At 62.7% G+C, this 25,024-nt stretch carries 23 protein-coding genes; 16 read left to right on the top strand and 7 right to left on the bottom strand.

Annotated features, from left to right (window positions below; genetic code table 11):
* Positions 1–236: 236 nt before the first annotated feature.
* A complete protein-coding gene (locus ACW8PS_RS04215; RefSeq protein ID WP_491526035.1) occupies positions 237–2,402 on the top strand; it encodes a transglycosylase domain-containing protein in 2,166 nt (721 codons plus the stop codon).
* Here ACW8PS_RS04215 and ACW8PS_RS04210 read toward each other — a convergent pair.
* The 3 genes from ACW8PS_RS04210 to ACW8PS_RS04200 all read right to left on the bottom strand — a co-directional run bounded on the left by ACW8PS_RS04210 (position 2,399) and on the right by ACW8PS_RS04200 (position 5,740).
* Entirely contained in the window at positions 2,399–4,339 is a 1,941-nt protein-coding gene (locus tag ACW8PS_RS04210) for an acyltransferase family protein (RefSeq protein WP_491526034.1), read from the bottom strand. The two genes, ACW8PS_RS04215 and ACW8PS_RS04210, sit on opposite strands and share 4 nt — an antisense overlap.
* Before the next feature lie 74 nt (positions 4,340–4,413).
* A complete protein-coding gene (locus ACW8PS_RS04205) occupies positions 4,414–5,025 on the bottom strand; it encodes an MlaC/ttg2D family ABC transporter substrate-binding protein (protein WP_491526033.1) in 612 nt (203 codons plus the stop codon).
* Positions 5,015–5,740 (bottom strand): MlaA family lipoprotein, encoded by a 726-nt coding sequence (locus ACW8PS_RS04200; RefSeq protein ID WP_491526032.1) that lies wholly within the window; start codon positions 5,738–5,740, stop codon positions 5,015–5,017. The genes ACW8PS_RS04205 and ACW8PS_RS04200 overlap by 11 nt, the downstream gene beginning before the upstream one ends.
* Positions 5,741–5,961: 221 nt before the next feature.
* Here ACW8PS_RS04200 and ACW8PS_RS04195 point away from each other — a divergent pair, with 221 nt between their 5' ends.
* From ACW8PS_RS04195 to rsmD, 9 genes are all read left to right on the top strand, one after another.
* On the top strand, positions 5,962–7,710 hold the full coding sequence (locus ACW8PS_RS04195) for a type I secretion system permease/ATPase (protein ID WP_491526031.1): 1,749 nt from the start codon (positions 5,962–5,964) through the stop codon (positions 7,708–7,710).
* A complete protein-coding gene (locus tag ACW8PS_RS04190; protein WP_491526029.1) occupies positions 7,710–9,020 on the top strand; it encodes an HlyD family type I secretion periplasmic adaptor subunit in 1,311 nt (436 codons plus the stop codon). The genes ACW8PS_RS04195 and ACW8PS_RS04190 overlap by 1 nt, the downstream gene beginning before the upstream one ends.
* A gap of 69 nt (positions 9,021–9,089) precedes the next feature.
* Positions 9,090–9,551 (top strand): RidA family protein, encoded by a 462-nt coding sequence (locus ACW8PS_RS04185; protein ID WP_491526028.1) that lies wholly within the window; start codon positions 9,090–9,092, stop codon positions 9,549–9,551.
* A complete protein-coding gene (locus ACW8PS_RS04180) occupies positions 9,548–10,300 on the top strand; it encodes a glycerophosphodiester phosphodiesterase family protein (protein WP_491526027.1) in 753 nt (250 codons plus the stop codon). Before ACW8PS_RS04185 ends, ACW8PS_RS04180 begins: the two co-directional genes overlap by 4 nt.
* Before the next feature lie 89 nt (positions 10,301–10,389).
* On the top strand, positions 10,390–11,580 hold the full coding sequence (locus tag ACW8PS_RS04175; protein WP_491526026.1) for a GNAT family N-acetyltransferase: 1,191 nt from the start codon (positions 10,390–10,392) through the stop codon (positions 11,578–11,580).
* Positions 11,577–11,873, top strand: a complete 297-nt coding sequence (locus tag ACW8PS_RS04170; RefSeq protein ID WP_491526025.1) for a 4a-hydroxytetrahydrobiopterin dehydratase — start codon at positions 11,577–11,579, stop codon at positions 11,871–11,873. Before ACW8PS_RS04175 ends, ACW8PS_RS04170 begins: the two co-directional genes overlap by 4 nt.
* A 20-nt stretch (positions 11,874–11,893) precedes the next feature.
* Entirely contained in the window at positions 11,894–12,685 is a 792-nt protein-coding gene (locus ACW8PS_RS04165; protein ID WP_491526024.1) for a mechanosensitive ion channel family protein, read from the top strand.
* Between the two features lie 108 nt (positions 12,686–12,793).
* Positions 12,794–14,002, top strand: coding sequence for an NAD(P)/FAD-dependent oxidoreductase (locus ACW8PS_RS04160; protein ID WP_491526023.1), 1,209 nt, complete (start codon positions 12,794–12,796; stop codon positions 14,000–14,002).
* On the top strand, positions 13,999–14,559 hold the full coding sequence (gene rsmD, locus ACW8PS_RS04155) for a 16S rRNA (guanine(966)-N(2))-methyltransferase RsmD (RefSeq protein WP_491526022.1): 561 nt from the start codon (positions 13,999–14,001) through the stop codon (positions 14,557–14,559). Before ACW8PS_RS04160 ends, rsmD begins: the two co-directional genes overlap by 4 nt.
* A 71-nt stretch (positions 14,560–14,630) precedes the next feature.
* Here the strand turns inward: rsmD and ACW8PS_RS04150 are convergent, their stop codons facing one another.
* Complete coding sequence (locus tag ACW8PS_RS04150; RefSeq protein ID WP_491526021.1) at positions 14,631–15,671, bottom strand: TRAP transporter substrate-binding protein; 1,041 nt, start codon at positions 15,669–15,671, stop codon at positions 14,631–14,633.
* 201 nt (positions 15,672–15,872) lie between these two features.
* Here ACW8PS_RS04150 and recQ point away from each other — a divergent pair, with 201 nt between their 5' ends.
* Entirely contained in the window at positions 15,873–17,924 is a 2,052-nt protein-coding gene (recQ, locus tag ACW8PS_RS04145) for a DNA helicase RecQ (RefSeq protein ID WP_491526020.1), read from the top strand.
* On the top strand, positions 17,918–18,685 hold the full coding sequence (gene yaaA, locus ACW8PS_RS04140) for a peroxide stress protein YaaA (protein WP_491526019.1): 768 nt from the start codon (positions 17,918–17,920) through the stop codon (positions 18,683–18,685). The genes recQ and yaaA overlap by 7 nt, the downstream gene beginning before the upstream one ends.
* Positions 18,686–18,829: 144 nt before the next feature.
* Here the strand turns inward: yaaA and ACW8PS_RS04135 are convergent, their stop codons facing one another.
* The 3 genes from ACW8PS_RS04135 to ACW8PS_RS04125 form a co-directional block, all read right to left on the bottom strand.
* Complete coding sequence (locus ACW8PS_RS04135) at positions 18,830–21,157, bottom strand: MAC/perforin domain-containing protein (protein WP_491526018.1); 2,328 nt, start codon at positions 21,155–21,157, stop codon at positions 18,830–18,832.
* Between the two features lie 258 nt (positions 21,158–21,415).
* Positions 21,416–21,730: a DUF1244 domain-containing protein gene (locus ACW8PS_RS04130; RefSeq protein ID WP_491526017.1), complete on the bottom strand. Its 315-nt coding sequence runs from the start codon at positions 21,728–21,730 to the stop codon at positions 21,416–21,418.
* A gap of 21 nt (positions 21,731–21,751) precedes the next feature.
* Entirely contained in the window at positions 21,752–22,507 is a 756-nt protein-coding gene (locus ACW8PS_RS04125) for an N-formylglutamate amidohydrolase (protein ID WP_491526016.1), read from the bottom strand.
* A 119-nt stretch (positions 22,508–22,626) separates the two neighbouring features.
* Here ACW8PS_RS04125 and pyk point away from each other — a divergent pair, with 119 nt between their 5' ends.
* The 4 genes from pyk to rplT all read left to right on the top strand — a co-directional run bounded on the left by pyk (position 22,627) and on the right by rplT (position 24,988).
* On the top strand, positions 22,627–24,072 hold the full coding sequence (pyk, locus tag ACW8PS_RS04120; protein WP_491526015.1) for a pyruvate kinase: 1,446 nt from the start codon (positions 22,627–22,629) through the stop codon (positions 24,070–24,072).
* Positions 24,069–24,299 carry a hypothetical protein gene (locus ACW8PS_RS04115; RefSeq protein WP_491526014.1) on the top strand — a complete coding sequence of 77 codons (231 nt, stop codon included), beginning with the start codon at positions 24,069–24,071 and terminating at the stop codon, positions 24,297–24,299. The genes pyk and ACW8PS_RS04115 overlap by 4 nt, the downstream gene beginning before the upstream one ends.
* Positions 24,300–24,410: 111 nt before the next feature.
* The gene (gene rpmI / locus ACW8PS_RS04110; RefSeq protein WP_491526013.1) at positions 24,411–24,611 is read left to right on the top strand and encodes a 50S ribosomal protein L35; all 201 of its coding nucleotides are present in this window, start codon (positions 24,411–24,413) and stop codon (positions 24,609–24,611) included.
* 14 nt (positions 24,612–24,625) lie between these two features.
* A complete protein-coding gene (gene rplT / locus ACW8PS_RS04105) occupies positions 24,626–24,988 on the top strand; it encodes a 50S ribosomal protein L20 (protein WP_491526012.1) in 363 nt (120 codons plus the stop codon).
* Positions 24,989–25,024: the final 36 nt, after the last annotated feature.

The following is a 25,024-nucleotide window of genomic DNA, read 5'->3' as shown; positions in this document are numbered from 1 at the left end:
TTCTCTGTTTGTGGCCTGCACGGCCCCGGATGCGGCCAGAACAGGCCATGAAGCATCGAAAGGGCAACAAAGGGCGTCGCGCCGAGGGCGGAAAAAGCGTCGGGTTTGAAAATTTCTGCACGTTTCAGGGCAAGCGCCCGAAAATCGGGCAGATTGAAAATTCCGCGCTGCGGCATAAGCACTCTACAAAGCCAACGAAACCCCCTATGTTGACGAAAACACGAGCGGGTAACAGCATGAGCAATTCAGGAAATCGCGGGCGGCGTTCACAAAATGGTGGCAGGCGGCTGGTCGCCGAGCGGCGCAATAGGCCTGCTGCCAAGCCCGCGCCGACGCGCAAGCGCAAGCCCCGCAAGCGTCAGAGGCGCGCCCGTCGCGGTGGCATCAGGGGCTTTTTCGGTCGCATCCTGCGGTTCATATTTCGGGTCATTTTTGGCCTTTTCTGGCGTGGCGCGATGGCCCTGATCCTGATCCTGGGTGTGGCCACGGCCTATATGTATTCGACCCTGCCCGATGTCAGCGAAGTCGTGGATGGCCGCCAGCGCGGCTCGGTGACCATGCTGGACCGGGACGGCAATGTCTTTGCCTGGCGCGGCGAACAGTTTGGCGGGTTGGGTGATCCGACCACGGTGTCGCCGCATCTGGTGAACGCGATCGTGGCGACCGAGGATCGGCGATTTTACCAGCATTTCGGGATCAGCCCGCGCGGCATCGCCTCAGCCATCCGCATCAATCTGTCCGAGGGGCGCGGCCCGCTGGAGGGGCATGGCGGGTCCACCATCACGCAACAGGTGGCGAAACTGATGTGCCTGGGCGTGGCCTTTGACGCCGATGAATGGGCCTCCGAGACCGAATACGAGGCCGATTGCCGGCGCACATCGCTGTGGCGCAAGATCGCCGAGATCCCCTTCGCGCTGGCGATGGAGCTGCGCTACTCCAAGAACGAGATCCTGACGATCTATCTGAACCGGGCCTATCTGGGTGCCGGGGCCTTTGGGGTCGAGGCCGCCTCGCAACGCTATTTCGGGCGTTCGGCGGCCGAGATCTCGGCCCAGGAAAGCGCCATGCTGGCGGGGTTGCTGTCGGCCCCCACGCGCTTTGCACCGACGACCAACCTGCAACGCTCGCAGGACCGGGCGGCGGTGGTTCTGGGCCTGATGGAGGATCAGGGATTTCTGACCGAGGCCGAGGCCGAGGCGGCCCGCAACAACCCGGCGGTCCTGTCCGAGGCGGCCACCGCGCGCGCGGGCGGCTATTTCGCCGACTGGATCATGACCCAGGGCCCGGATTTTCTGACCACCGATACCACCGAAGACGTGATCGTGCGCACCACGTTCGATCCGCTGATCCAGGAGGCCGCCGAGGCGGCCCTGGCCGAGGTTCTTGCCGATCTGCCTGATGCGATGGCCGAGGCGCAGGCGGCGATCGTGGTGATGTCGGCGGACGGGTCGGTGCGTGCAATGGTCGGCGGCAGGCAGGCGGGAAGCGGCTTGTTCAACCGGGCGACAATGGCGATGCGCCAGACCGGATCGGCGTTCAAGCCCTTCATCTATGCCGCCGCGCTGGATCTGGGCTGGCGCTTTGATGACTTGATCATGGATGCGCCGCTGACCATCGATGTGCCGGGCTCGGGGCCGTATTCGCCGACCAATTACAACGGCCGCTTTGCCGGTGAGATCACCCTTACCACGGCGCTCAGGGATTCTCTGAACACGCCCGCGGTGCGCCTGTCCGAGGCAGTGGGGCGCGAAAACGTGCGCACCGTGGCGGCGCAATTCGGCATCGAAAGCGATCTGGCGCTTGGGCCTGCATTGGCGCTTGGCGCGTCGGAAAGCACCTTGATCGAGATGACGGGGGCCTATGCGGGAATTCTCAATGGCGGTTCGGCGGTGGCACCTTACGGGCTGATTGACCTGCGCCTGCTTGGCGATGATGAACCGCTGATCGGTCAGGGCGGCGGTATCCGCGAACGGGTCGTGTCAGAGTTTGCGGCGCGGCAGCTGACCTATATGATGGCCGAGGTTGTCGCCAATGGCACCGGGCGACGGGCACAGTTGCCGGACCGGCCTGTCGCCGGCAAGACCGGCACCACATCGGCCCTGCGCGATGCCTGGTTCGTGGGGTTCACCGCCGATTATGTCGCCGGAGTCTGGATGGGGTTTGACGATAACCGATCCTTGCAGGGCATTACCGGGGGCGGGTTGCCGGCCGAGATCTGGAACGCGACCATGGCGCGGGTTCATGACGGGCTGCCGCCGCGCCCGCTGCCGATGATCGACCCGGTCGCCGAAGCCCGCCCGCCGGATGAACCGGCCGGTGGCCTCCGCCTGCCGGGGGCTGAACCGAACGCCCCGGATCAAAGCCTGGGCGGGTTCCTGCGCCAGCTTCTGGGCGGCAATTAGGGACGGTTCAGATAGGCCCGCAGCGTTGGGTCCGCAGAAAGCATCGTGGCGAACAGGTCCAGCCCGGCAGGGCTGAGATGCTGGTCATCGAAATAGACGAATGGGCCATCCGCGCCGTCAAAAATCGGGCAAAGGTCGCTGCGGCAGAATGCATCGTAGCGGCTGAAATAGGCGGCATTGGCGGCTTGCGACAGCGCCTCCATTTCCGCCGCCGCGGCACCCACGTCAAAGGCGAAACGATCTGGTGTCAGGCCAGGCAGGTCGCGCAGCCGGTCACCTGCCAGGGCGGCCTCGGTGGCGAAGCTCTCCATCGGGGCGTCGAAGGTCGGGCCGGGGCCAATGACAAACGTGGCGCTGCCAAGCCGGTTCAGCGCCTCCAGGGTGCGCGACACATTGACATGTTCGCCATACCACCAGCGCGCCGCCAGAATGACGCGCGACAGGCGGCCCGCCTCAGCCAGTGCTTCAAGGATCTGATCGAGATCGGCAAAGCACAGGCTGTTGCCGCGACGATAGGTGGCCGGCAGGCAGGAGGATTGGTGCAGCACGACAAAGGGCTGGTCGGGATAGGCGCGCATCAGGGCCGCCAGCGCATCGCGGCCATGGCTGTCGCCAAGCAGCAGAACCGCGTTTTCGGGCACGGCGGGCGCGGTCAGGCAATCCAGCGCCTCGCTGGTTGTGGCAATGGAGTCGAAACTGCAAAACTGCACGCCGGGCATGTCATTGGCGTGGATCCGGTCGAGCAGCGCCATATAGGTATTGCGCGCCACATCCAGCGAGCTGGCGGCGATGCGAATTTCGGACAGCGGCAGGGCGGCGCGCAATGCGGCCACCGGGCCGGTTGGCAACACGGCCCAGATCAGCGCGATGACGCCAAGTGTGACACTCCCCCATCGCAGGATGGCGGCAGAGGACCGGAACCTCGCCCCGCTGCGCACCGGCGTTTCGACATAGCGGTAAATCAGGTGCCCCAGGAACAGGCTGACCAAAAGGGCGACGCTGAGGATGCCTTCGGATTTGTTCATATTAGCCGGCGTCACCGTCACCATCAGGGGCCAGTGGATCAGGTAGATGGCATAGGATCTGAGGCCGACCCACTGCATCCAGCGCCATTTGAGCATCCAGCGAAACGGATCCCCGGCGCGATCAGGGGCGGCGAGGATCAGCACCGTGCCAAGCACCGGAATGGCGGCGCCGAGGCCGGGGAAATCCCCGCCGGTATAGCCAAAGACCGCCCACAGGATCAGCCCCAGGCCAGTGGCGCGCAGAACCGGGCCGATAAAGGGCAGCCGCAGGCCGGGCAGCAGCGCCATGATGCCGCCGACCGAAAATTCCCAGAACCTTGGCCCAACGGCGTAGAAGGCCCAATTGGCATCATCCGCCGCGATCAGCCATTCGGCATAGAGCAGCGACCCGGCCGACAGCGCCAGCAGGCCGGCTAACATGCCCCATCGGCCAAAGCGGTGCAGCACCAGCAACACCACCGGCATGACCAGATAGAACTGCCATTCCAGTGACAATGACCAGGTGTGCAGCAGCAGATTGGTATCGCTTGAGCGGGCAAAATACCCGGCCTCGGATGCGAATTGATAGTTGGAAAAGAAGAAACCGGCGCTCAGGAAACGTTGGGCAAATTCGCCAAAGGCCCCGTCACCCTTGAGGATCAGCGCCGACAGGGCCGAGAATGCCAGAACCGGCACCATCGCGGGCAACAGGCGGCGGGCGCGGCGTAGCCAGAACCGCATCGGTGCGAAACTGCCCGCGCGCAACTGGCTGGTGATTTGATTGGTGATCAGATAGCCCGACAAGACCAGAAAGACATCGACGCCAATGAAGCCGCCCGCGAAATCATTATATCCGGCATGATAGCCAAGCACCGCCAGAACGGCGATGGCGCGCAGCCCGTCAAGCTCGTGTCGGTATGTTCTGGCTGTCACGTGGGCGGGTCCGGCGCAGGGGGGTTGGCCCGCCCGTGTTAGGTGGCGGCAGGGGTGCTGGCAAGGCCCGCGCGTCAGCCGGCGTTTCTCAGATCGGCAATCATGGCGTCAATATTGCCGCCATTGCGATCCAGCAGGGCACCGATTTCTTCGGCCTCGGTGGTGGCCAGGTTGATGCCTTCGATGATCAGATTGAAGAACTTGTGCTGACCCGATCCGTCGGAGACCAGCCAGATTACCTCGAACGGGGCTTCGTTGCGCAGATTGGCGGTGGTGGTCACTTCGATGAAATTGCGGATCTGGCGGGTGCCGGTGATCTCGAACGTGCCGCCGATCAGTTCCCGGAAGCGGCTGCCGTATTTGCGCGCGATATAGGCGCGAAAGGCGGTGATGAAGGCGCTGCGCTGCGCCGCGCTGGCGCGCCGCCATTCGACCCGCATCACCGTTTGCGCGATGATCGGCATGTCGGCATAGCGGATCAGGAGATCCTCGAAATCGGCATAGAGCTGGTTGAGCGAACTGCCGGAATTGATCATTGCATAGAGGTCAATCAGCAGCGCATCGACCAGTTGGCGCGCGATACTGACAGATTGCGCCAGGACACGGACAGGCAGCAGGGCGGCTGCAGCGGCACCGCTCATCAGTGCCATAAATGCGCGTCGTGTCAGGGCAAATCTATTGGGCATTGGGATCCTCATAGGCATCGGTATAGGGGTCGAAATAATCATCCTGCGCCGCGCCTCTCAATTCGAACCGTCGGTTGGAAAGATACAGGATGCGCGCCGCGGCATAGCCATCGGCGCTTTCATAATAAAGTTCGTCAATGGTGGCACCAAAGCGATACCGCGTGTCAACCGCGCTGCCGATATTGGCGGCGTTCAGGTAGTAGCTTTCGGGCGCGCCGACGAAAAAGCGCACCGGGTTCATGGCCCGGTCGACAACATAACCCACCGTGTCACGGCTGGTTGACGGCCCCAGGATTGGCAAGACCACATAGGCCCCTTCGGGCGCGCCCCAGACATGCAGGGTTTCGCCGAAATCGGTATCGGCCTCATAGAGCCCGATGCCCGATGCCGGGTCCAGCAGCCCGCCCAGGCCGATCGTGGAATTGATCGCAAAGCGCCAGCTGTTTTGCAGCGCCTCTTCAAATCGCAATTGCAAAAGGTTGTTCACCACATAAAGCGGCTGATCCAGGTTGCTTGCGATATTGTCGATGGCCTGACGCACCGGTTCCGGCAGCACCGTGCCCGCCCGGATCGAGACCGGGCGCATAATCGTGCGGTCCACGGCGACGTTGAAATCGAACATGGCGCGGTTTTGTTCCTCGGACGGGTCGTTGATGACACCTTCGCCGGGCAATGCGGCGGCACCACAGGCCCCAAGGGCCGCCAGCATCGTCATGGCCACGATCATCTTAATACGCGATGTCAGACTGGCATGGAACAAGGGGATTCCCGTCAATGGTTTCGTAGGTTAGATAGAATAGGGGTTCAAATAGAAAATCGAAGGTAAACACCAGACACGATACCACCTGACGCAGGCTTTTTCGACATGACTGTGGCAAGGCTGTCAACATCCGGCGGGCAAAGACCCGCAATTCGGGCGGAGGCCCGCGCGCAAACATGAGCAGATCCGCAAACACCGCCCTGATGCCGCCCTCCCGCGAGGTTCAGGAGGTGCGCCGCAGAAATGCGACACTGATCTGGGCCGTGTTCATCTTCAGCATGTTCACCAATATCCTGATGCTGACCGGCCCGTTATACATGTTGCAGGTCTATGACCGGGTGCTTGGCAGCGGGTCCGAGGAAACCCTGCTGGCCTTGTCGTTGCTGGTCACGTTTCTGTTCCTGATGATGGGCCTTCTGGATTATGCGCGCGGCCGGATCGCGGCGCGGGTGGGGGCGCGGTTCCAGGATCAACTGGATGACCGCGTGTTTCGCGCGGCCCTGACACGGGCGGCGCGGCGCGGCGGGGCGCAGACCGGGCTGATGGATCTTGAGGCGATCCAGAAACTGATGGCCTCGCCGGTGTTTCTGGCCATTTTCGACCTGCCATGGACGCCGCTTTTCGTGGCGGCGATTTTCATCTTTCACACCTGGCTTGGCTGGCTGGCGGTGGCCGGTGGCGTCATTCTGGTGCTGATCACGCTGCTCAATCAGGCGCGATCCAGCCAGCCCATGCAGGAGGCTCAGACAGCAGCATTGCATGCCGACCGGATGGCGTCGCGGCTGCAATCGGACAGTGAACTGATCCGCTCGCTGGGGATGCAGGGGGCCGCATTGGCGCGCTGGCGCAAGCTCAGGGCGCGGTCTTTGGGGCAGGGCATGGCGGCCTCGGATCGGGTTGGCGGCTATACCACGCTGACCAAGACGCTGCGCCTGTTCCTGCAATCGGCGATGCTGGGGCTTGGGGCCTATCTGGTGCTGCGCGGCGAATTGTCGGCCGGCGCGATGATTGCGGGCTCGATCCTTCTGGGCCGGGCGCTGGCCCCGATAGAGATGGCGATCGGGCAGTGGCAATCCATCGCCCGGGCGCGGCTTGGCTGGACCCGGCTGATCGCGCTGCTGTCGGAGGTGCGCCCCGAGCCTGACCGCCTGCCGCTGCCGCGCCCGCGCGCCTTGCTTGAGGTCAACCAGCTGTCTGTCGTGCCACCGGGCCACAACCAGGCCACGCTGCGCGGTGTGACCTTCAAGGTGCTGCCGGGGCAGGCGGTGGGGGTGATCGGCACCTCGGGGGCCGGCAAATCCACCCTGGCGCGCGCGCTGACCGGGGTCTGGCCCCCGGCGGGCGGCCAGATCCGTCTGGATGGCGCGACGCTGGATCAATACGACCCCGATATTCTGGGCCGCCTGATCGGGTATCTGCCGCAAAGCGTGACGCTGTTCGAGGGCACATTGGCCGAAAACATCGCCCGGCTGGATGAAAACCCCGATCCGCAAGCGGTGGTCGACGCTGCCCGCAAGGCCGCCGCCGATGATATGATCCGCCATCAGGTCGATGGCTATGATACCCAGATGTCGGCCGAGGGTGGCCGCCTGTCAGGCGGGCAGATCCAGCGCGTCGGCCTGGCCCGCGCGCTGTATGGCGATCCGGTGCTGTTGGTGCTGGATGAACCCAATTCGAACCTCGACAATGAAGGCAGCGAAGCTTTGAATACCGCCATCCGGCAGATCAAGGCGGCGGGAAATTCGGTGCTGATCATGGCGCATCGGCCCGCCGCGATCAAGGAATGTGACATGCTTCTGGTGCTGGATAACGGATTGCCCAAGGCCTTTGGCCCGCGTGATGAGGTGCTGAAAAAGGTGCTGTCCAATGCCCCTCAGGTCGCGGCCACAACCGGCGACAGCCCAACCCAAGGGGGGGTAAGCTGATGGCGAACCCTGATCCGCAAATGGCCTGGTCGGTGCGCTGGCCGATGACATTGGGGCTGCTGACGCTTCTGGTTCTGGTCGGTGGCTTCGGGGCCTGGGCGTCGCTGTCGAACATCGCCGGTGCCATCGTCGCCCCCGGCCAGATCGAGGTTGATCAGAACCGGCAGGCCATTCAGCACCCCGAGGGCGGGGTCGTGGCCTCGTTGCTGGTGCGCGAAGGGCAATTGGTGGCCGAAGGTGACATCCTGCTGCGCCTCGATGGTTCGGTGATCCGGTCGAACCTGGCCGTGGTCGATGCCCAGTATAACGAATGGCGCGCCAGGCGGGTCCGGCTGGTGGCCGAACGCGACGGGCTGGACGCGGTCATCTTTCCCGATGATGTGGTCGCCGCCGCTGCGGATAACGCGGAGTTGCGTGAAATCCTGACCGGGCAGCGCAACCTGTTTGCGGCCCGCGCCGAAAGCCTGGGTCAGGAGGTCGGTCAGATGCGCCGCCGCGCCGAACAGACCGCGGCCCAGCTTGACGGCATCGCCGCGCAACGCGCCGCCCTGGTCGAACAGCGCGATCTGGTCACGCAGGAGCTGATCAATGTGCAGAACCTGGTTGATCGGGGCCTGTCCGAGGCTTCCCGTGCGCTGACCCTGCGGCGCGAAAGCGCCCGGCTGTTGGGCAGGATCGGTGAGCTTGACGCCAGCGCCGCCGAGGCCGAGGGCCGCATTACCGAGATCGAACTGGCGATATTGCAGCTTCACACTGCCCGCCGCGAAGAGGCAATCGCCGAATTGCGCGAGGTCCGCGTCCAAGAGGCCGAACTGGCCGAACGCCGCCGCGCCCTGATCCGGCAATTGGATCAGATGGAGATGCGCGCGCCGGTCAGCGGAATCGTCTATGGCCTGCGCGTCTTTGGTCCGCGATCTGTGGTGCAGGCGGCGGAACCGGTGCTGTATCTGGTGCCGCAGGACCGCCCGCTGGTGATCTCGACCCGCGTCAGCACCACCAATGTCGATGAGGTCTATACCGGTCAGGATGTCGTGCTGCGCTTTCCGGTCTTTGACGCGCGCACCACCCCGGAACTGGCCGGCCGGGTCAGTCAGGTTTCCGCCGATGCCTTTACCGACGAGACCACAGGCGTCAGTTTCTACGAGGTCGAGATTGTCCTGAACGAGGGTGAGATTGACCGGCTGGAGGATGAAACCCTGCTGCCCGGAATGCCGGTCGAGGCCTATATCCGCACCGCCGACCGAACCCCCCTGGCCTATCTGCTGCGCCCGCTGACCGATTATTTCAACCGCGCCTTCCGCGAAAGCTGATCCGCGGCTTTCCCCGCAGCGGGCGCGGCGCTAACGTGCCCGTCGAATCGACAATGCGGAGACAAGCGAATGAGCAATTATGAGGCCCGGCTGGCAGAGCTTGGCGTGACCCTTCCCGACGCCCCCGCGCCGGCGGCCAATTACGTGCCCTTCGTGGTGGTGGACGATATCATCTATGTCTCGGGGCAGGTTTCGACCGGGCCGGATGGGTTCCTGATCGGCAAACTTGGCGCGGATATGGATGCCGCTGGCGGTGCCAGGGCCGCGCGCAGTTGCGCCATCAATCTGCTGGCTCAGGTCAAGGCCGCCTGCGGCGGTGATCTGGACCGGCTGGTGCGGGTGATCAAGCTGACCGGTTTCGTCAATTCGACCGCCGATTTCACCGACCAGCCCAAAGTGGTGAACGGGGCCTCGGATTTCCTGGCCGAAGCCTTGGGTGAGGCCGGACGCCACAGCCGTTCGGCGGTTTCTGCCGCGTCGCTGCCCTTTGGCGTGGCGGTGGAAATCGAAGGCATCTTTCAGATCTCATGACCCTGCCACGGGCCTTTCTTGACATCCCCATCGCACATCGCGGCCTGCATGATGCCCGCGCTGGCCGTCCGGAAAACGCGATCGCCGCCATGCGCGCGGCGGTGGCGGCGGGCTATGGTATCGAGTTGGATATCCAGGCCGCTGCCGATGGCACGCCGATGGTGTTTCACGACGCGACGCTGGATCGGATGACCGGGGTCTCCGGCCCGGTGATCGAACGCGATGCCGCTGATCTTGGCACGGTGCGATTGAATGGCAGCACCAAGGGCATCCCGGCTTTGGCGGCGGTGCTGGCAGAGGTCGGGGCCAGGGTGCCGCTGCTGATCGAGATCAAGGAACAAAGCCGCGTCATGGGGCCGGTTGATGGCGCGCTTGAACGGGCCGTGGCCGAAACGCTTGTCGGCTATGACGGCCCGGTCGCAGTGATGAGCTTCAGCCCGCATTCCGTCGCAGAATTTGGCATCGCGGCCCCGCATATCCCGCGCGGGCTTGTCACCGGCAGCTTTCGGCACCCCGCCTGGGCACCGCTGGGGGCCGCTCGGCTTGGCCAGTTGCGCGCGATCGCGGAATTTGACCGGGTCGGCGCTGCATTTATCAGTCACAACAAGGACGATCTTGAGAATGCCGCCGTGGCCGCGCTGAAGGACCGCGATGTGCCGGTCCTGAGTTGGACGATCACCTCGGCGGCCCAGGCGGTTGAGGCCCGCTCCATCGCTGATAATATCACCTTCGAAGGCTTTTTGCCATGATCACCCGGCGCGTGCGGCGGGTGTTGACAGCGATGGATTGCGCCGCAAAGTGGCGCATCTGATATTGGCCAAAACGGGAGGCAGCACCCATGGACGGCGACACCCAGGTTGAGGTCACGGCCCTTGCCACGCTGGCCGATATCGACCCCGCCGACTGGGATGCCTGCGCCTGCCCGGAAGCCGCAGATGGCGGGCCACCCCTTGATCCGTTCACCACGCACCGGTTTCTATACGCGCTGGAGGAAAGCGGATCGGTCGGCCCCGGCACCGGCTGGCAGCCGCGCTATCTTCTGGCGCGCGCAGCGGGCCAGGTGATTGGTGCCGCGCCGCTTTATGCCAAGGGCCACAGCCAGGGCGAATATGTTTTCGATCACAATTGGGCCCATGCCTATGAGGCGGCAGGCGGGCGCTATTACCCGAAACTGCAAATCGCGGTGCCCTTCACGCCCGCAACCGGGCGCCGGTTCCTGACCCGTCCGGGGTGGGGGGCGATCGGGCGCGCCGCTTTGATCCAGGGGGGCGTGCAGATTGCAGAAAAGGCCGGGCTGTCCTCGCTCCACATCACGTATTGCACGGGTGCAGAGGCTGAAACGGGCAAGAAAATGGGCCTTATGCATCGCGTCACGCAGCAATTTCACTGGGAAAACAGGGGATATGCCGATTTTGACGCGTTTCTGGCAAGCCTCGCCTCGCGCAAGCGCAAGGCGATCCGGCGCGAGCGCGCCCGCGCGCAGGGCTTTGGCGGCGATATCATCCGCCTGACCGGCAACGCGCTGCGGCCTGAACATTGGGATGCGTTCTGGGTGTTCTATCAGGATACCGGCGCGCGCAAATGGGGCCGCCCCTATCTGACCCGCGCCTTTTTCGACATCGTGCAGGAAAGGATGCGCGGGGATGTGCTGCTGGTGCTGGCAATGCGCGAAGGGCGCGCTGTTGCGGGGGCGCTGAATTTTCTTGGCCGCGATGCGCTGTTCGGGCGCTATTGGGGCTGCTCTGAGCATCACCCCTGCCTGCATTTCGAGCTTTGCTATTATCAGGCCATTGAGGCCGCCATCACCCGTGGGTTGGCCCGGGTCGAGGCGGGCGCGCAGGGGGATCACAAACTGGCGCGCGGTTATCTGCCGGTGGCCACGCATTCGCTGCACTGGATGGCCGATCCCGGCTTTTCCGATGCCGTGGCGCAGTATCTGGAGGCCGAGCGCGACGCGGTGGAAGATGATATCGAGGTGCTGACGGGCTATGGCCCGTTTCGAAAGGCGCAAGCGGAGGAACAGCAATGACCGAGAAACTGACAAGGACCGAACGGGCCGGCGATCTGGCAGAGCTGCTGAGCAACGGATGGGCCATGGTCGAGGGGCGCGACGCGATCACCAGGACCTATATCTTTCGCAATTTCATCGACGCATTCGGCTGGATGACGCGGGCCGCGATCTGGGCCGAGAAGTGGAACCATCACCCGGAATGGTCAAACATCTACAAGAGCGTCGTGGTAACGCTTGCCACGCATGATGTGAACGGGCTAAGCGCGCTGGATATCAAACTGGCGCGCAAGATGGATGCGCTGGCGGGCTGAAAACAGGAAACCAAACCGACATGACCCAGGAATTTTTCATAGATATCGCGGTCAACGCCGTTACCGCCCTGATCATCTTGATCGTGGCGCTGTGGTTCGGTGGCTGGTTCAAGGCGCGCATCATCCGGCTTTCGGATCTGAACGACCGGTTCGACCGCACGCTGGCCGGTTTCCTCGGATCGATGGCGCGCTATGGCATTCTGGCCCTGGCGGTTGTGTTCATCCTGGGCCGGTTCGGCATTCAGACGACATCGCTGGCGGCCATTATCGGTGCCGCCGGGCTGGCCATCGGTCTGGCCTTGCAGGGCTCGCTGGCAAATCTGGCGGCGGGTGTGCTGCTGGTGGCGTTCCGGCCCTTCAAGGCGGGCGATTATATCAACGCCGGCGGGCAATCGGGAACGGTTGACATGATCACGCTGTTTACCACCGAAATGACCACGCCCGACAACGTCAAGATCATCGTGCCCAATGGCGATATCTTCGCCTCCGCCATCACCAATTATTCGCATTACGATACAAGGCGCTGCGATCTGGTGTTTGGCGTGTCCTATGACACCGATCTGAAGGCGGCCGAGACCGCGATCCTCGCCTGCATCACCGCCGACCGGCGCGCCCATGGCGAACCGGAGCCCTTCGTGAAGGTCTCGAATCTCGGCGACTTCTCGGTCGATTTCACGGTGCGGGTCTGGTGCGACGCCAGCGATTACTGGGGCCTCAAGTTCGACCTCACCCGCGCCGTGAAAGAGGCGTTCGATGCGGGCGGTATCGATATTCCCTATCCGACGCAGACGCAGATTACGGTGCAGGGATAGGGCAGGGGCGCGTGGCCGCTGCCCCCCCATGATTTTCCTCTCGCCAATCGGGGTGTTTCGCAGCCATATAGAGACCAACAGAGGCGTGGTCAGCGGAAGGGGGCTGTGATGTCGCATATTGTGGTGATCGGTGCGGGTCAGGCGGGGTCGTCCCTGGTGGCGAAACTGCGCAGCGAAGGATTTGACGGTCAGGTGACCTTGATCGGAGAAGAAGCCGCCCCGCCCTATCAGCGCCCGCCGCTGTCCAAGAAATACCTGATGGGCGAGATGGATCTGGAACGGCTCTATCTCAGGCCCGAAGCCTATTATGGCGATAACGGGATCGAGCTGATCCTGAGTGCTGCCGCGCTGTCGATTGATCGCGCCGCCAAGACCGTCACGGTGGGAGAACGCACCATCGCCTATGATCAGTTGGCGCTGACCACCGGGTCGGTGCCGCGCCGCCTGCCTGCGGCCATTGGCGGCGCGCTTAAGGGCGTGCATGTGGTGCGCAATCTGGCCGATGTCGATGCGATGGCCCCGCAGGTGGCGAGGGACAAGCGGGTGCTGATTGTCGGCGGCGGCTATATCGGGCTCGAGGCGGCCTCGGTCTGCGCCAGGATGGGCATGCAGGTGACGCTGGTGGAAATGGCCGAGCGCATCCTGCAACGTGTCGCCTGCCGCGAAACCTCGGATTATTTCCGCGCCCTGCACCGGGCCCATGGCGTTGATATCCGCGAAGGCATCGGGCTGGACCGGCTGACCGGTGACACCGATGTCACCGGCGCGGTGCTGTCGGATGGCAGCGAACTGGATTTCGACATGGTCATCGTGGGGGTTGGCATCACGCCGGCAACCGCGCTGGCGGAAGCCGCAGGAATTGCGATTGAAAATGGTATCCGAACCGATGCGCAGGGGCGCACCTCTGATCCTGCGATCTGGGCCGCAGGCGATTGCGCCTCGCTGGTCTATAAAGGCAATCGTATCCGGCTGGAATCGGTGCAGAACGCCATTGATCAGGCGGAATGCGTGGCGTTGAACATGTTGGGCGCAGAGAAGGATTATGCGCCTTACCCGTGGTTCTGGTCCGATCAATACGACAGTAAGCTGCAAATCGCCGGGCTGAATACCGGCTATGACCGCGTCGTGGTGCGGCCGGGCGAGGGCGATAGCCTGTCGCATTGGTATTTTGCGGGCGACACGCTGCTGGCGGTTGATGCGATGAACGATCCGCGCGCCTATATGGTCGGCAAACGCCTGCTTGAAGCGGGCAAAAGCCCTGCCGCAGAGGTGGTGGGCGATGTGGGCGTCGACCTGAAAACGCTTCTGCGCGGATGAGGATCATCGCAGGCGCGCAAAAGGGCAGAACGCTGGCATCGGTGGGCAAGGGCGATGCGGGCGCGCATCTCAGGCCGACCTCGGACCGGGTCCGTGAAAGCCTCTTCAACCTTCTGGTCAATGGCGGCTATGGCGACCCGATCACCGGTGCCCGCGTGCTGGATCTTTTTGCAGGCACCGGGGCCTTGGGGCTCGAGGCGCTGTCACGCGGGGCCGGGTTTTGCTGTTTCGTTGATGACGGCATCGCGGCGCGGGCGCTGCTGCGCGAAAATATCGGGCTATGTTCGGCGCAGGGCGCATCGCGGATCTTTCGCCGCGATGCCACCCGTCTGGGCGCGGTTCAAAAGGCCCCGTTCGATCTGATCTTTCTTGATCCGCCCTATGGCAAGGGGCTGGGGGAAAAGGCGCTGGCCTCCGCTCTGGCGGGGGGATGGATCGCGCCGGATGCGCTGATCATCTGGGAGGAAAACACCGCTCCGGTGGTGCCGGATGGCTGCATGATGCAGGACCAGCGCCGCTATGGCGACACGCTGATCACCCTGCTGCGGGCCCCGTGACCCGGGAGGCCCGCGCGGCGTAAAAAATGACCGCCCGGCAAGGGGCGGTCATTCGCTGCCGGCAGGGGGCGTCAGTTGCTGGCACCGCCCCGCGTGGCCGCGACGGCGGCGCGCGCATCGGCCACCAGGCCGTCGCCATCCAGACCGCGCCCATTGGCCTCGATGATCCAATCGGCGATCACCTCATCGCCCAGGGCCCGTATTTCGGCGGTGACCTCGGGCGACAATTCGGCGATCTCATTGCCCGAGGCGGCCATCACTTCACGGCCGACAATATCGCCCTGATCATGGGCGCGCCCGGCCCAGGCCGAGGCCATCATGCCGGAATTGGCGTCGATCACGGCGCGCAGATCCTCGGGCAGACCCTCATAGACATCGCGGTTCATCGCCCAGATGAAATAGAGGTTATAGAGTGAATAATCCCCGGCCACATCGGTATGGCTGTCGGTCAACTCATCCAGCCGCAGCGATGGGGCCATTTCCCAGGTGATGACCCCGCCATCGACAATCCCCCGGCTCAGGGCTTCGGGAAAGGCCGGCACCGGCATTCCAATCGGCGTCGCGCCAAGCCGTTCAAGCAGCAGATTGGCCGGGCGCGAGGGCCCGCGCAGGCGCAGCCCGTCGAAATCATCCACGGTTTCAATTGCCGGGCCGATCTTGTGCACCAGGCCACGGCCATGCATATGCGCGGCGATCACCTGCACATCGGCGAAATCATCCATCAGGTTCTGCTCGGTGAACAGCCACGCCGCGCGGCTGGCCTCCTCGGCCGATTTCGTGGTCATGAAGGGCAGTTCCAGCGCCTCGACCTCGGGGAAGCGACCGGGCTGATAGCCGGGGATCACCCAACCGCCATCAATCACGCCGTCACGGATCAGATCATATTGGCTGGGGGCCGTGCCGCCAAGCTGCATGAAAGGGTAGATCTCTACCGCGATGCGGCCGTTTGACTGTTCTTCGATGGCGCGTGCCCAGGGTTCCATGAAATAGCTCGGATTGGCCGATGCAGGCGAGACGAAATGCTGGAACCGGAGGGTGATTTCCTGCGCCCCGGCGACGGTTGACGTTACGGAAACCACGGCGGATATTGCGAGGGTCTTCAGCAGGGGCATATTCGGCCTCTTGTTTGATTGCAGGGGGAGCCTTCATATGTAGTGCAGCGCGCAAAGAGGTTACAGGCACAGGTGGTCGATAATGCACCGCATTCACAAGACATGATGCCGCAGCGCGCATGCTGTGTTGCTTGTGCCTGCCGCCGCGATATGCGACCGTCCGGGCAATCAGAAAACAACGCATAAATGCATCCACAGGCCATGCCGGACCCCCGTTCCCTTTTGTCTTCCGTCTTCGGATTTTCCGCCTACCGCCCCGGGCAGGAGGAGATCGTGGAGGCCGTGGTTGCAGGCCGCAACGTGTTGGCGATCATGCCCACGGGCGGCGGCAAATCACTGTGTTTTCAACTGCCCGCGCTTTGCCGTGAGGGCGTCACCGTGGTGATCTCGCCCTTGATTGCGCTGATGCGTGATCAGGTGCGCGGGTTGCGCGAAGCGGGGGTCGAGGCGGGGGCGCTGACCTCGGGCAACACCGAAGAAGAAACCGATGCGGTCTGGGCGGGGCTTGAGGCGGGCACGTTGCGGCTGCTTTACATGGCCCCCGAACGGCTGGCCTCGGGCGGCACCGAACGCATGCTGCGGCGCGCCGGCGTGTCGTTGCTGGCGGTCGATGAGGCCCATTGCGTCAGCCAGTGGGGCCATGATTTCCGGCCCGATTACCTGCGCATCGGGGCGCTGCGCCGGGCGCTGGACGTGCCGCTTGCCGCCTTTACCGCAACGGCGGATGCCGAAACCCAGGCCGAGATTGTCGAACGCCTGTTTGATGGTGTCCCACCGGTCCGTTTCCTGCACGGTTTTGACCGGCCCAATCTCAACCTTGCCTTCGAGGTCAAGAACCAGCCGCGCACCCAGATCCTGAGCTTTGCCGCCGCCCGCAAGGGCCAATCCGGCATCGTCTATTGCGGCACCCGTGCCAAGACCGAAACGCTGGCGCAGGGGCTGCGCGAGGCCGGGCATAATGCCTGCCATTATCATGGCGGGATGCAGGCCGAGGACCGCCGCATCGTCGAGCGTCGCTTCGCGGTCGAGGATGGCTTGATCGTGGTCGCCACCGTGGCCTTTGGCATGGGCGTGGACAAACCCGATATCCGCTGGGTGGCGCATGCCGATCTGCCCAAATCCATCGAAGCCTATTATCAGGAGATTGGCCGTGCCGGCCGCGACGGGGCCCCCGCCGATACGCTGACCCTGTTTGGCCCCGATGACATTCGCCTGCGCCGCAGCCAGATCGACGAAGGCCTGGCCCCGGCGGATCGCAAGGTGGCCGATCACGGGCGGCTCAATGCGCTGCTGGGGCTGGCCGAGGCGCTGGAATGCCGCCGCAAGGTGCTGCTTGGCTATTTTGGCGAAACTCCTGGCCCGTGCGGCAATTGCGATCTCTGCGCCACGCCGCCCGATACGTTCGAGGCCGGGGTTGCGGTGCAAAAAGCGCTCAGCGCCATCCTGCGCACTGGCGAATATTTCGGGGCCGGGCACCTGATCGACATCCTGCTGGGCAATGCCACCGACAAGGTTCGCCAACGCGGCCATGACAGCCTGCCCACCTTCGGTGTTGGAACTGAATTTGACAAACGCGGCTGGCAGGCGGTGTTCCGGCAAATGGCGGCGCATGATCTGGTGCGCCCCGATCCCGACCGCTTTGGCGCCCTGCGCATGACAGATGCCGCGCGGCCCATCCTGAAGGGGGAGGTCGGCATCACCCTGCGCCGCGACACCATCACCAAGGCCCCGCGCCGGCCGGCCGTGAAAATGCTGGTTTCCGAGGATGACGCGCCGCTGCTTTCCGCCCTCAAGGCCAAACGACGCGCCTTTTCCGAGGCCGCGGGCCTGCCCGCCTATATGATATTCACCGACAAGACGCTGATCGAAATGGCCGAAACCCGGCCGCAAGACATGGATGCGATGGCGCAGGTGAACGGTGTCGGGGCCACCAAGCTGGAGCGCTATGGCGCGGATTTTCTGGCCGTGATCACCGGCAACGCGCCCGCCCCCGATCATCCCGCGCGGCGCAAACTGGCCGGGCGCGAGGCGGGGGCGCTGTTTGATCGGTTGATGGCGGCGCAGGTTGATCTGTCGCGCGGGCCGATAGGGACAGAGAAATACCTGTCCTGCACCCATGCCACATTGCGCCAGATCGCCGAACGCCGCCCCGGATCGCTGGAGGATCTGGCCCGCATATCGGGGATGGGCGAATTGAAGGTTGAAAGGTTCGGCGCGGCCTTTCTTGACGTGTTGCAGGGGGATATATGCTGATTGTCATTTCACCGGCCAAGCGGCTGGACTGGTCGCCGCGCGACGTTGCGATGTCGGAGCCGATGTTTCAGGCCGATGCCGACCGGCTGGCCACGACCGCCAGGCAGCTTAGCGCCAGTAAATTGCAGGCGCTGATGGGCATCAGCCCCGATCTGGCCCGGCTGAACCACGACAGGTTTCAGCGCTTTGCCGAGGGGCAGAGCAAACGCCCCGCCGCGCTGGCTTTCGCGGGCGATACCTATCTGGGGCTTGAGGCCGGGTCGCTGGACCCTGATGAACTGGCCTTCGCGCAGGATCACCTGCGCATCCTGTCGGGGCTTTACGGGCTGCTGCGCCCGCTGGATGCGATGCAGGAATACCGCCTGGAAATGGGCAGCCGGCTGAAAACCCGACGCGGGGCCTCGCTCTATGAGTATTGGGGAGCGCAGATCGCCAAGGCGCTGAACGCGCAGGCGGCGGCGCTTGGCACCGATACGCTGATCAATTGCGCCTCGGTCGAATATTTCACCGCCGTGCAGCGCCAGGCGCTGAAACTGCGCGTGATCACGCCGCAATTTCTGGAGGAAAAACCCGGCGGCCCCAAGATCGTCAGCTTCTTCGCCAAGAAGGCGCGCGGCGCCATGGCGCGGTTCATCATTTCGCGGCGGCTGACCGACCCGGCGGCGATACTGGAGTTCGACACCGGCGGCTATGAATACGCGCCAGAGCTGAGTGCTGAGGGAAAGCCTGCGTTTCTGCGACCCGCGGGTGTGGATGCATGAAAGGCGATTGGGCCTCCGGACAGCCCGGGCGCTTCAGGACGCTGACATTTGCCAAAACCGGTGGATATCGCTTTGGACAAATATCCCAGGCAGAACCAGGCGATGCGAACCATCGCGCCCGGCTTCAGACGCGCATCGGCCCGGTCAGGGGGTTCTCTCGCCAAGACGCTTGGCAATCTCGAGCCGCTTGTAGTCAGGCAACTGGTCGAAGGTGAGCTCTTCCGTCGCAATCTTGAACTGAACATTGTTGACCCAGAAATCTGGCCCTGCGCCTGTGCGCAGCTTCAAGAGGTCGAGGTCGTTCGAATGGTTCGTGACAACAACATTTCCTCGCGAAAAATCCTCCAGATAGACAGTCGCCGTCACCCTCGGGTTCTCTGAGGGGGTTTCGGCGATCAGGTAAACCGTTCGCGCGAACTTGTCCTTTCCGGAACTCTCGAAATGCTCCGGCCCCCTATGGACGACCCGCTGGCCCGCAGCTTTGGACCTGCGCCAGAGATAGAAGCCTCTGCCTGCTTCCTGCGGCGAGTCGATTCCATCTGGGTCTGGTGTCTGCAGGCCCTGAGGTGACCGGTTTAGTTTTATTGCGCCATGGATCTGGCGTGGAGGCTTCAAAAACGGGATGACGGCGAAACTTTCGAACCTGACGCGCCAGATCTCCAGCCCCTGCAACAATGGGTAGAGGTCCGTATTGCCCAGAAGCACATCGATCGCGAGATCGAGCCGATCCCGGAACACCTCGAAGTCTGGCCGCCAGTCGGTTTCGAAATGCCGCGGCTGTATCAACTCTGAAAGAGGCCTCAGGTCGATCTGGATCGGCTCAGCACTGCCCATGTCGCCGCCGCCGATCTGGCTTTGCTTGACGCGCTCGTTCTGCGTCATGCTGGAAAACTCTTTCCGGCGACTGTAGCCGAACTCGACGCCACCGCCAACGTCCACGCCCTTGATGTTGCCTTTCGCTTCCAACCCGACCTTGACGCCCATCTCATGCATCGTCTGTAGCTCTTCAATCAAAAATCGGGCGGTTTCGTATTTTGCCTGCCCGAACACCATTTCTCGCGCGTAATGGGTCCCCCAGGATTCGATGAATCTACCGATTCTCTCTGCCTCGATTTTCGCAAGCAGTTCCGACTGCGCAGTTTCGATCTGTTTGATGCGCTCGCGAAGGGCTTTGACGCGCTCCTGTCTGGCCTCCTCATCCAGCGCCTTGTCATTTGCAAGATCGGCAATGTCGACATTGAGTTGCCTCTTCCTCTCCGCAAAGGTTTTCAGTTCCGGATCTATGCTTGCCTTGTCCCCGCTGGCCAAACGAACCGCCTCGCGGAATTCCGGCGAAAATTTGAGCCCGTCCGTCTCAAGGGTCAGCCGGTAGTGGCTCGTCTGTTGCCAGGCAAAAGTGTACCCGGCGGTGCTTGAACGGGTTTCGCCCCACGACTCGCCGTATTCGAAGCTCAAGCTGCCACCCACAGGCATTTTTGTTGTTGTGACCTTGTTGGACTCGGTGCTCTTTGTCGGCGCACCGGCGCTGAGCGTGACGCCCACATTGAAGGCTTCCATGTATTCGTTCGTCGTTGTTATGACCCGCGAATGGCTTTGGCCCTGCAAGGTATTGATTGTGTTGAACGCCATTCCATTCTGCACGATATAATCACCATCGGCGATAGTGTAATTCCGGCTGTCATCGGTCAAACGCTCGAAGATCAACTGCCGGATGCCATTCTTGATATTGTCGGCAAAGGTTCCTCTTGGGTCGTAGGAACTCAGAACCGGGTCTACATTGGGCAGGCGCTTGGTCGGCGGGCGCAAGTCCCCAACACGGTCTTTTTGCGGCGCGATCTCGACCCGGGTTTTGCCCCCATGAACGTCAAGGCTCGTGTCGGTGTAACCCGTTTCTTCCGCCAAGCCCGGCAATCCGAATACTATAAATGTCACGCCGGCTTTCAAGGGCAATATGATCTCTTCGGCTTCACCGCGCCGCTTCAGTGCAACCCCGCCTTTGACCGTGCGTTGCGTTTCAAAGTCTACTCCTCTGCTATGTTGCCAGAGGCGATCGCCAATCCGTTTATAAACCCCACTTTGGCACATGACAGTTTCGGGAAGCACTGTGATTGACTCGACATATTCTTTGTCATGGTCGTCGCGGACCAGGAGTTCGGACCCGATCGGCAGGGTCAGAGTGGCGATCTCCTCAGCGCGGCCTCCCTTACGTGGAACGACGGCAAGTATCTGCTCCTGCCCGTCAATTAACTGCGTGACCCGCAAAGCCCTGCTTGCAGAAAGGTTGACGATCTCTATGGTCGAATTCGGGGTGGATGGATGTTCAGTCATGATTGCAACTTTTCCTCGGCATGTGCCCTCACGGTAGCACAATCCACGGGTTGGCCATAAGTTCGTTCTTTCTTGTTTTTCTTCGTCAGAGCGACGTCGTTGATGCTGATTGAGGTGAAGACCCGCCTCTTCGGCATCGATCATTTCAATAGCCCATATGTAGGATCGCTGTGCCAAAACCGGTCGGTTTTGGCACCGGCACGGAAGGCGCTGAACACACGAGGAAACCCAAGGCCGCAAACCCTTGGCAAAACCCAGTTTGATTTGGCCGGTTATTGACCGATCAACAGGAGGCCGTCCGTCATCCCATCAGGGGTGGCGAAAAGCACCCGCCGCCCCAACGCTGCCCGCTGCCCGCTGCCCCATCCGACACGCATATGCACAGGATGTGCGCGGTGAATTTCAGCCTTTCCCCTCGACATTCTCGGCGAATGCCACCTTGAACGCGGCCTGTTTTTCGGGGCTGGCTTCGGTCTGATATCTGGCCTTCCATTCGGCCATCGGCATGCCGTAAAACGCCTCGCGGGCTTCATCCTTGGTCATCTCGATCCCCCGCGCGCCGGCGGCTTCCTGATACCAGCGGGCCAAGCAGTTGCGGCAAAAGCCGGCCAGGTTCATCAGGTCGATATTCTGCGCATCGGGGCGGTCGGCCATCAGGTGCTTCTGCAGGCGGCGAAAGGCGGCGGCCTCGATCTCTATGCGGGTCTGGTCATCCATGAAAATTCTCCTCTTGCCCTGTCATACCTGCGCATCGCTCAGCGCGCCGTCAAGGATCGGTGCCAGCCGCAGGGCCCAGTGTTTTTGTTGTTCGGGCGTCTCAATCAGGTCATTGCGCAGTTCGATCAACACATGCGGGCGGCCCATCTCGACGCCATGACGGTCCATCGTGTCCCCCGGCAGATGGCCGGAATAGGGCTCATTATCGCCGACATATATATCGGCCTCGGCGCGCAAACGGTCCAGCAAAGGCAGGGCCAGCCGGTCATCCTCGGCATAGAGCACACCGACATGCCAGGGCCGCATCGCGCGGCCCCGAAATTGCGGCGTGAAGCTGTGGATTGCCAAAAGCACGCGGTCGTCGCGCGTGGCCGCCAGACCGGCCAGAGCCTTGTGGTAGGGGCGGTGGAACGCGGCCAGGCGGCGCTCGGTCTCGGCCTCGTCGGCATCGCGGTTGGCCGGGATGATCGAGCCGTCATAGAGCCGCATCAGCACGGTCGGGTCTTGCTCGCCCCGGTTCGGATCAATCACCAGACGCGAATACCGCGACAGGATCAGCGGCGCGTCCAGCTCGGCCGCCAGAAACCGCGACAGGCCCGCCGCCCCGACATCATAGGCGATATGGCGCATCATATCCGCAGGCGGCAGGCCAAGATCACCGCCATTCACGCAATCGGGCACAAGGTTCGAGGCGTGATCGCAGGTCAGCAGCCAGCGCGCCGGGCGCGTTTGGCCGTCGATCTCGAAGGGGGGAATGCTTTGGGGCTCGTCTCTCATTGCAGAATGTCACATACGCCAGCTTGCACCCAAGTGCCAGTTGTCCTGTAATGGGTTTTGGGACATAACGGCGCCGATGCAGATGTGAGCGCTAACATGAGATTGGATAACGGGCTGATATGAGACGTCAACGCAATGTGAAGATCGTGGCAACCCTTGGCCCTGCTTCGAATGATTATGAGATGATCCGGGCCCTCTTTGAGGCCGGTGCCAATGTGTTTCGCCTCAATATGAGCCATGGCGACCATGACGAGATCCGCGCCCGCCATGCCATCATCCGGCAGATCGAACAGGATCTGGGCGAACCGATCTGCATTCTGGCCGATCTTCAGGGGCCGAAACTGCGCTGTGGCACCTTTGCCAATGGCCCCCATGATCTGAAAGATGGTGCGCCGTTCCGGTTTGATCTGGACATGGCCGAGGGCGATGCCACCCGCGTGAGCCTGCCGCATCCGGAAATTTTCGCGGTGCTGGAACCCGGCGCGACATTGCTGGTCAATGACGGCAAGATCAAGTTGCGGGTGGAAAATTGCGGCGCGGATTTCGCCGATTGCAGCGTCGTTGCGGGCGGTGTGATATCGAACCGCAAGGGCGTGAATGTGCCCGATGTGGTGTTGCCGCTGGCGGCGCTGTCGGACAAGGACCGGGCCGATCTGGAGTTTGTTTGCGAGTTGGGCGTGGATTGGCTGGCGCTGAGTTTCGTTCAGCGCGCGGCGGATGTGACCGAGGCACGTGATCTGGCGCGCGGCCGCGCGGCGATCCTGTCGAAGATTGAAAAACCGGCCGCGGTGACCGCATTCGAGGAAATTCTGGCGGTGTCCGATGGCATCATGGTGGCGCGCGGTGATCTGGGTGTCGAACTGCCGGTGCAGAATGTGCCACCGATCCAGAAACGTCTGGTGCGGCGCTGCCGGGCGGCGGCAAAGCCGGTGATCGTGGCAACGCAGATGATGGAATCAATGATCGAGAGCCCGGTGCCGACGCGTGCCGAGGTGTCGGATGTGGCCACCGCCATCTATGAGGGGGCCGATGCAGTCATGCTCAGCGCGGAATCGGCGGCGGGCGGCTATCCGATCGAGGCGGTCACGACGATGAACAATGTGGCGCTGGAGGTCGAGGCTGACCCGACCTATCGCGACATCATGGACAACACGCGCAAGGTAAAGCGGTCCTCGGTGGCTGATGGCATTGTGGCCTCGGCCCGTGAAATTGCGGAATCAACCGATATCAAGGCGATCTGCTGTTTCACCCAATCGGGCACCACCGCGTCGCTGGTGGCGCGCGAACGCCCGCGGGTGCCGATCATCGTGTTGACGCCGCTGATCGATGTCGCCCGGCGCATGTGTCTGACCTGGGGCACCAATTGTGTGCTGACCGGCGAAATGACGCGCTTCAAGATGGCGGTGATTTCCGCCGCGCGGGCCGCGCGCAGCACCGGCATCGCCACCTCGGCCGATCAGATCGTCGTCACTGCCGGCGTGCCGTTCAATGTGCAGGGCACCACGAATATCATTCGCGTGGCACCTTGCGCCGAACATCTGATTCTGTCTACGGATCTGGAATGATCCTGCCGCTGGATATCCTTTTGTCCGTTTCCTCGCTGATCGTGGGGTTTGCCACTGCCTCGGCGCTGGCATCATGGTCCGAAAAGGTGTTTCCGACCATCGCACTGGCCGTTATGACAATTGGCCTTGGCGTGTTCATCTACGCGTATAATTCGCTACCCGATCCGCAGGGCTGGCGTGAGCTGCCGAATGCCTTTATTTCGGTTGCGGCGCGGATCCTGAACTAGGCTCTTGCCTAGCCCCTCATTTGCCGCTACCTAGCGCGCTTTAACCGATGCGTCCGGCCCAGGTGGCATGCCGAGATGCGTCAGAACCGACCCAGAAAATTGGAGACGGAAATGCCCAAGATGAAGACCAAGTCGAGCGCCAAGAAGCGCTTCAAGGTTACGGCCTCGGGCCGTATCAAGGCAGGCCAGGCAGGCAAACGCCACGGCATGATCAAACGGTCAACCAAGTTCATCCGCACTGCACGTGGAACCACCGTCCTGTCCGCCCCTGATGAGAAAATCATCAAGGGCTACATGCCCTACGCCCGCTAAGGAGGCCTTGAAAAATGTCCCGAGTCAAAGGTGGGGTTGTTACCCACGCCCGTCACAAGAAGATCATCAAGGCCGCCAAAGGGTATTATGGTGCCCGGTCGACCAATTATCGCACCGCCACGCAGGCGGTCGACAAGGCCAATCAATACGCAACCCGTGACCGCAAGAACCGCAAGCGCCAGTTCCGCGCCCTGTGGATCCAGCGGATCAATGCGGCGGTTCGTGCCAATGACGCGACCCTGACCTATTCGCGTTTCATCAATGGCCTGTCGCTGGCCGGTATCGAGGTTGACCGCAAGGTTCTGGCCGATCTGGCCGTGCATGAGCCCGACGCGTTCGGTGCGATTGTGACCCAGGCAAAAGCCGCGCTGGCCTGATCCGACCGGATCAGCGAATATTATCAAGATTATCAA

Source organism: Alterinioella sp., from assembly GCF_058343375.1.
The sequence above is the reverse complement of the archived record's forward strand: the minus strand, read 5'-3'. Positions and strand labels throughout refer to the sequence as shown.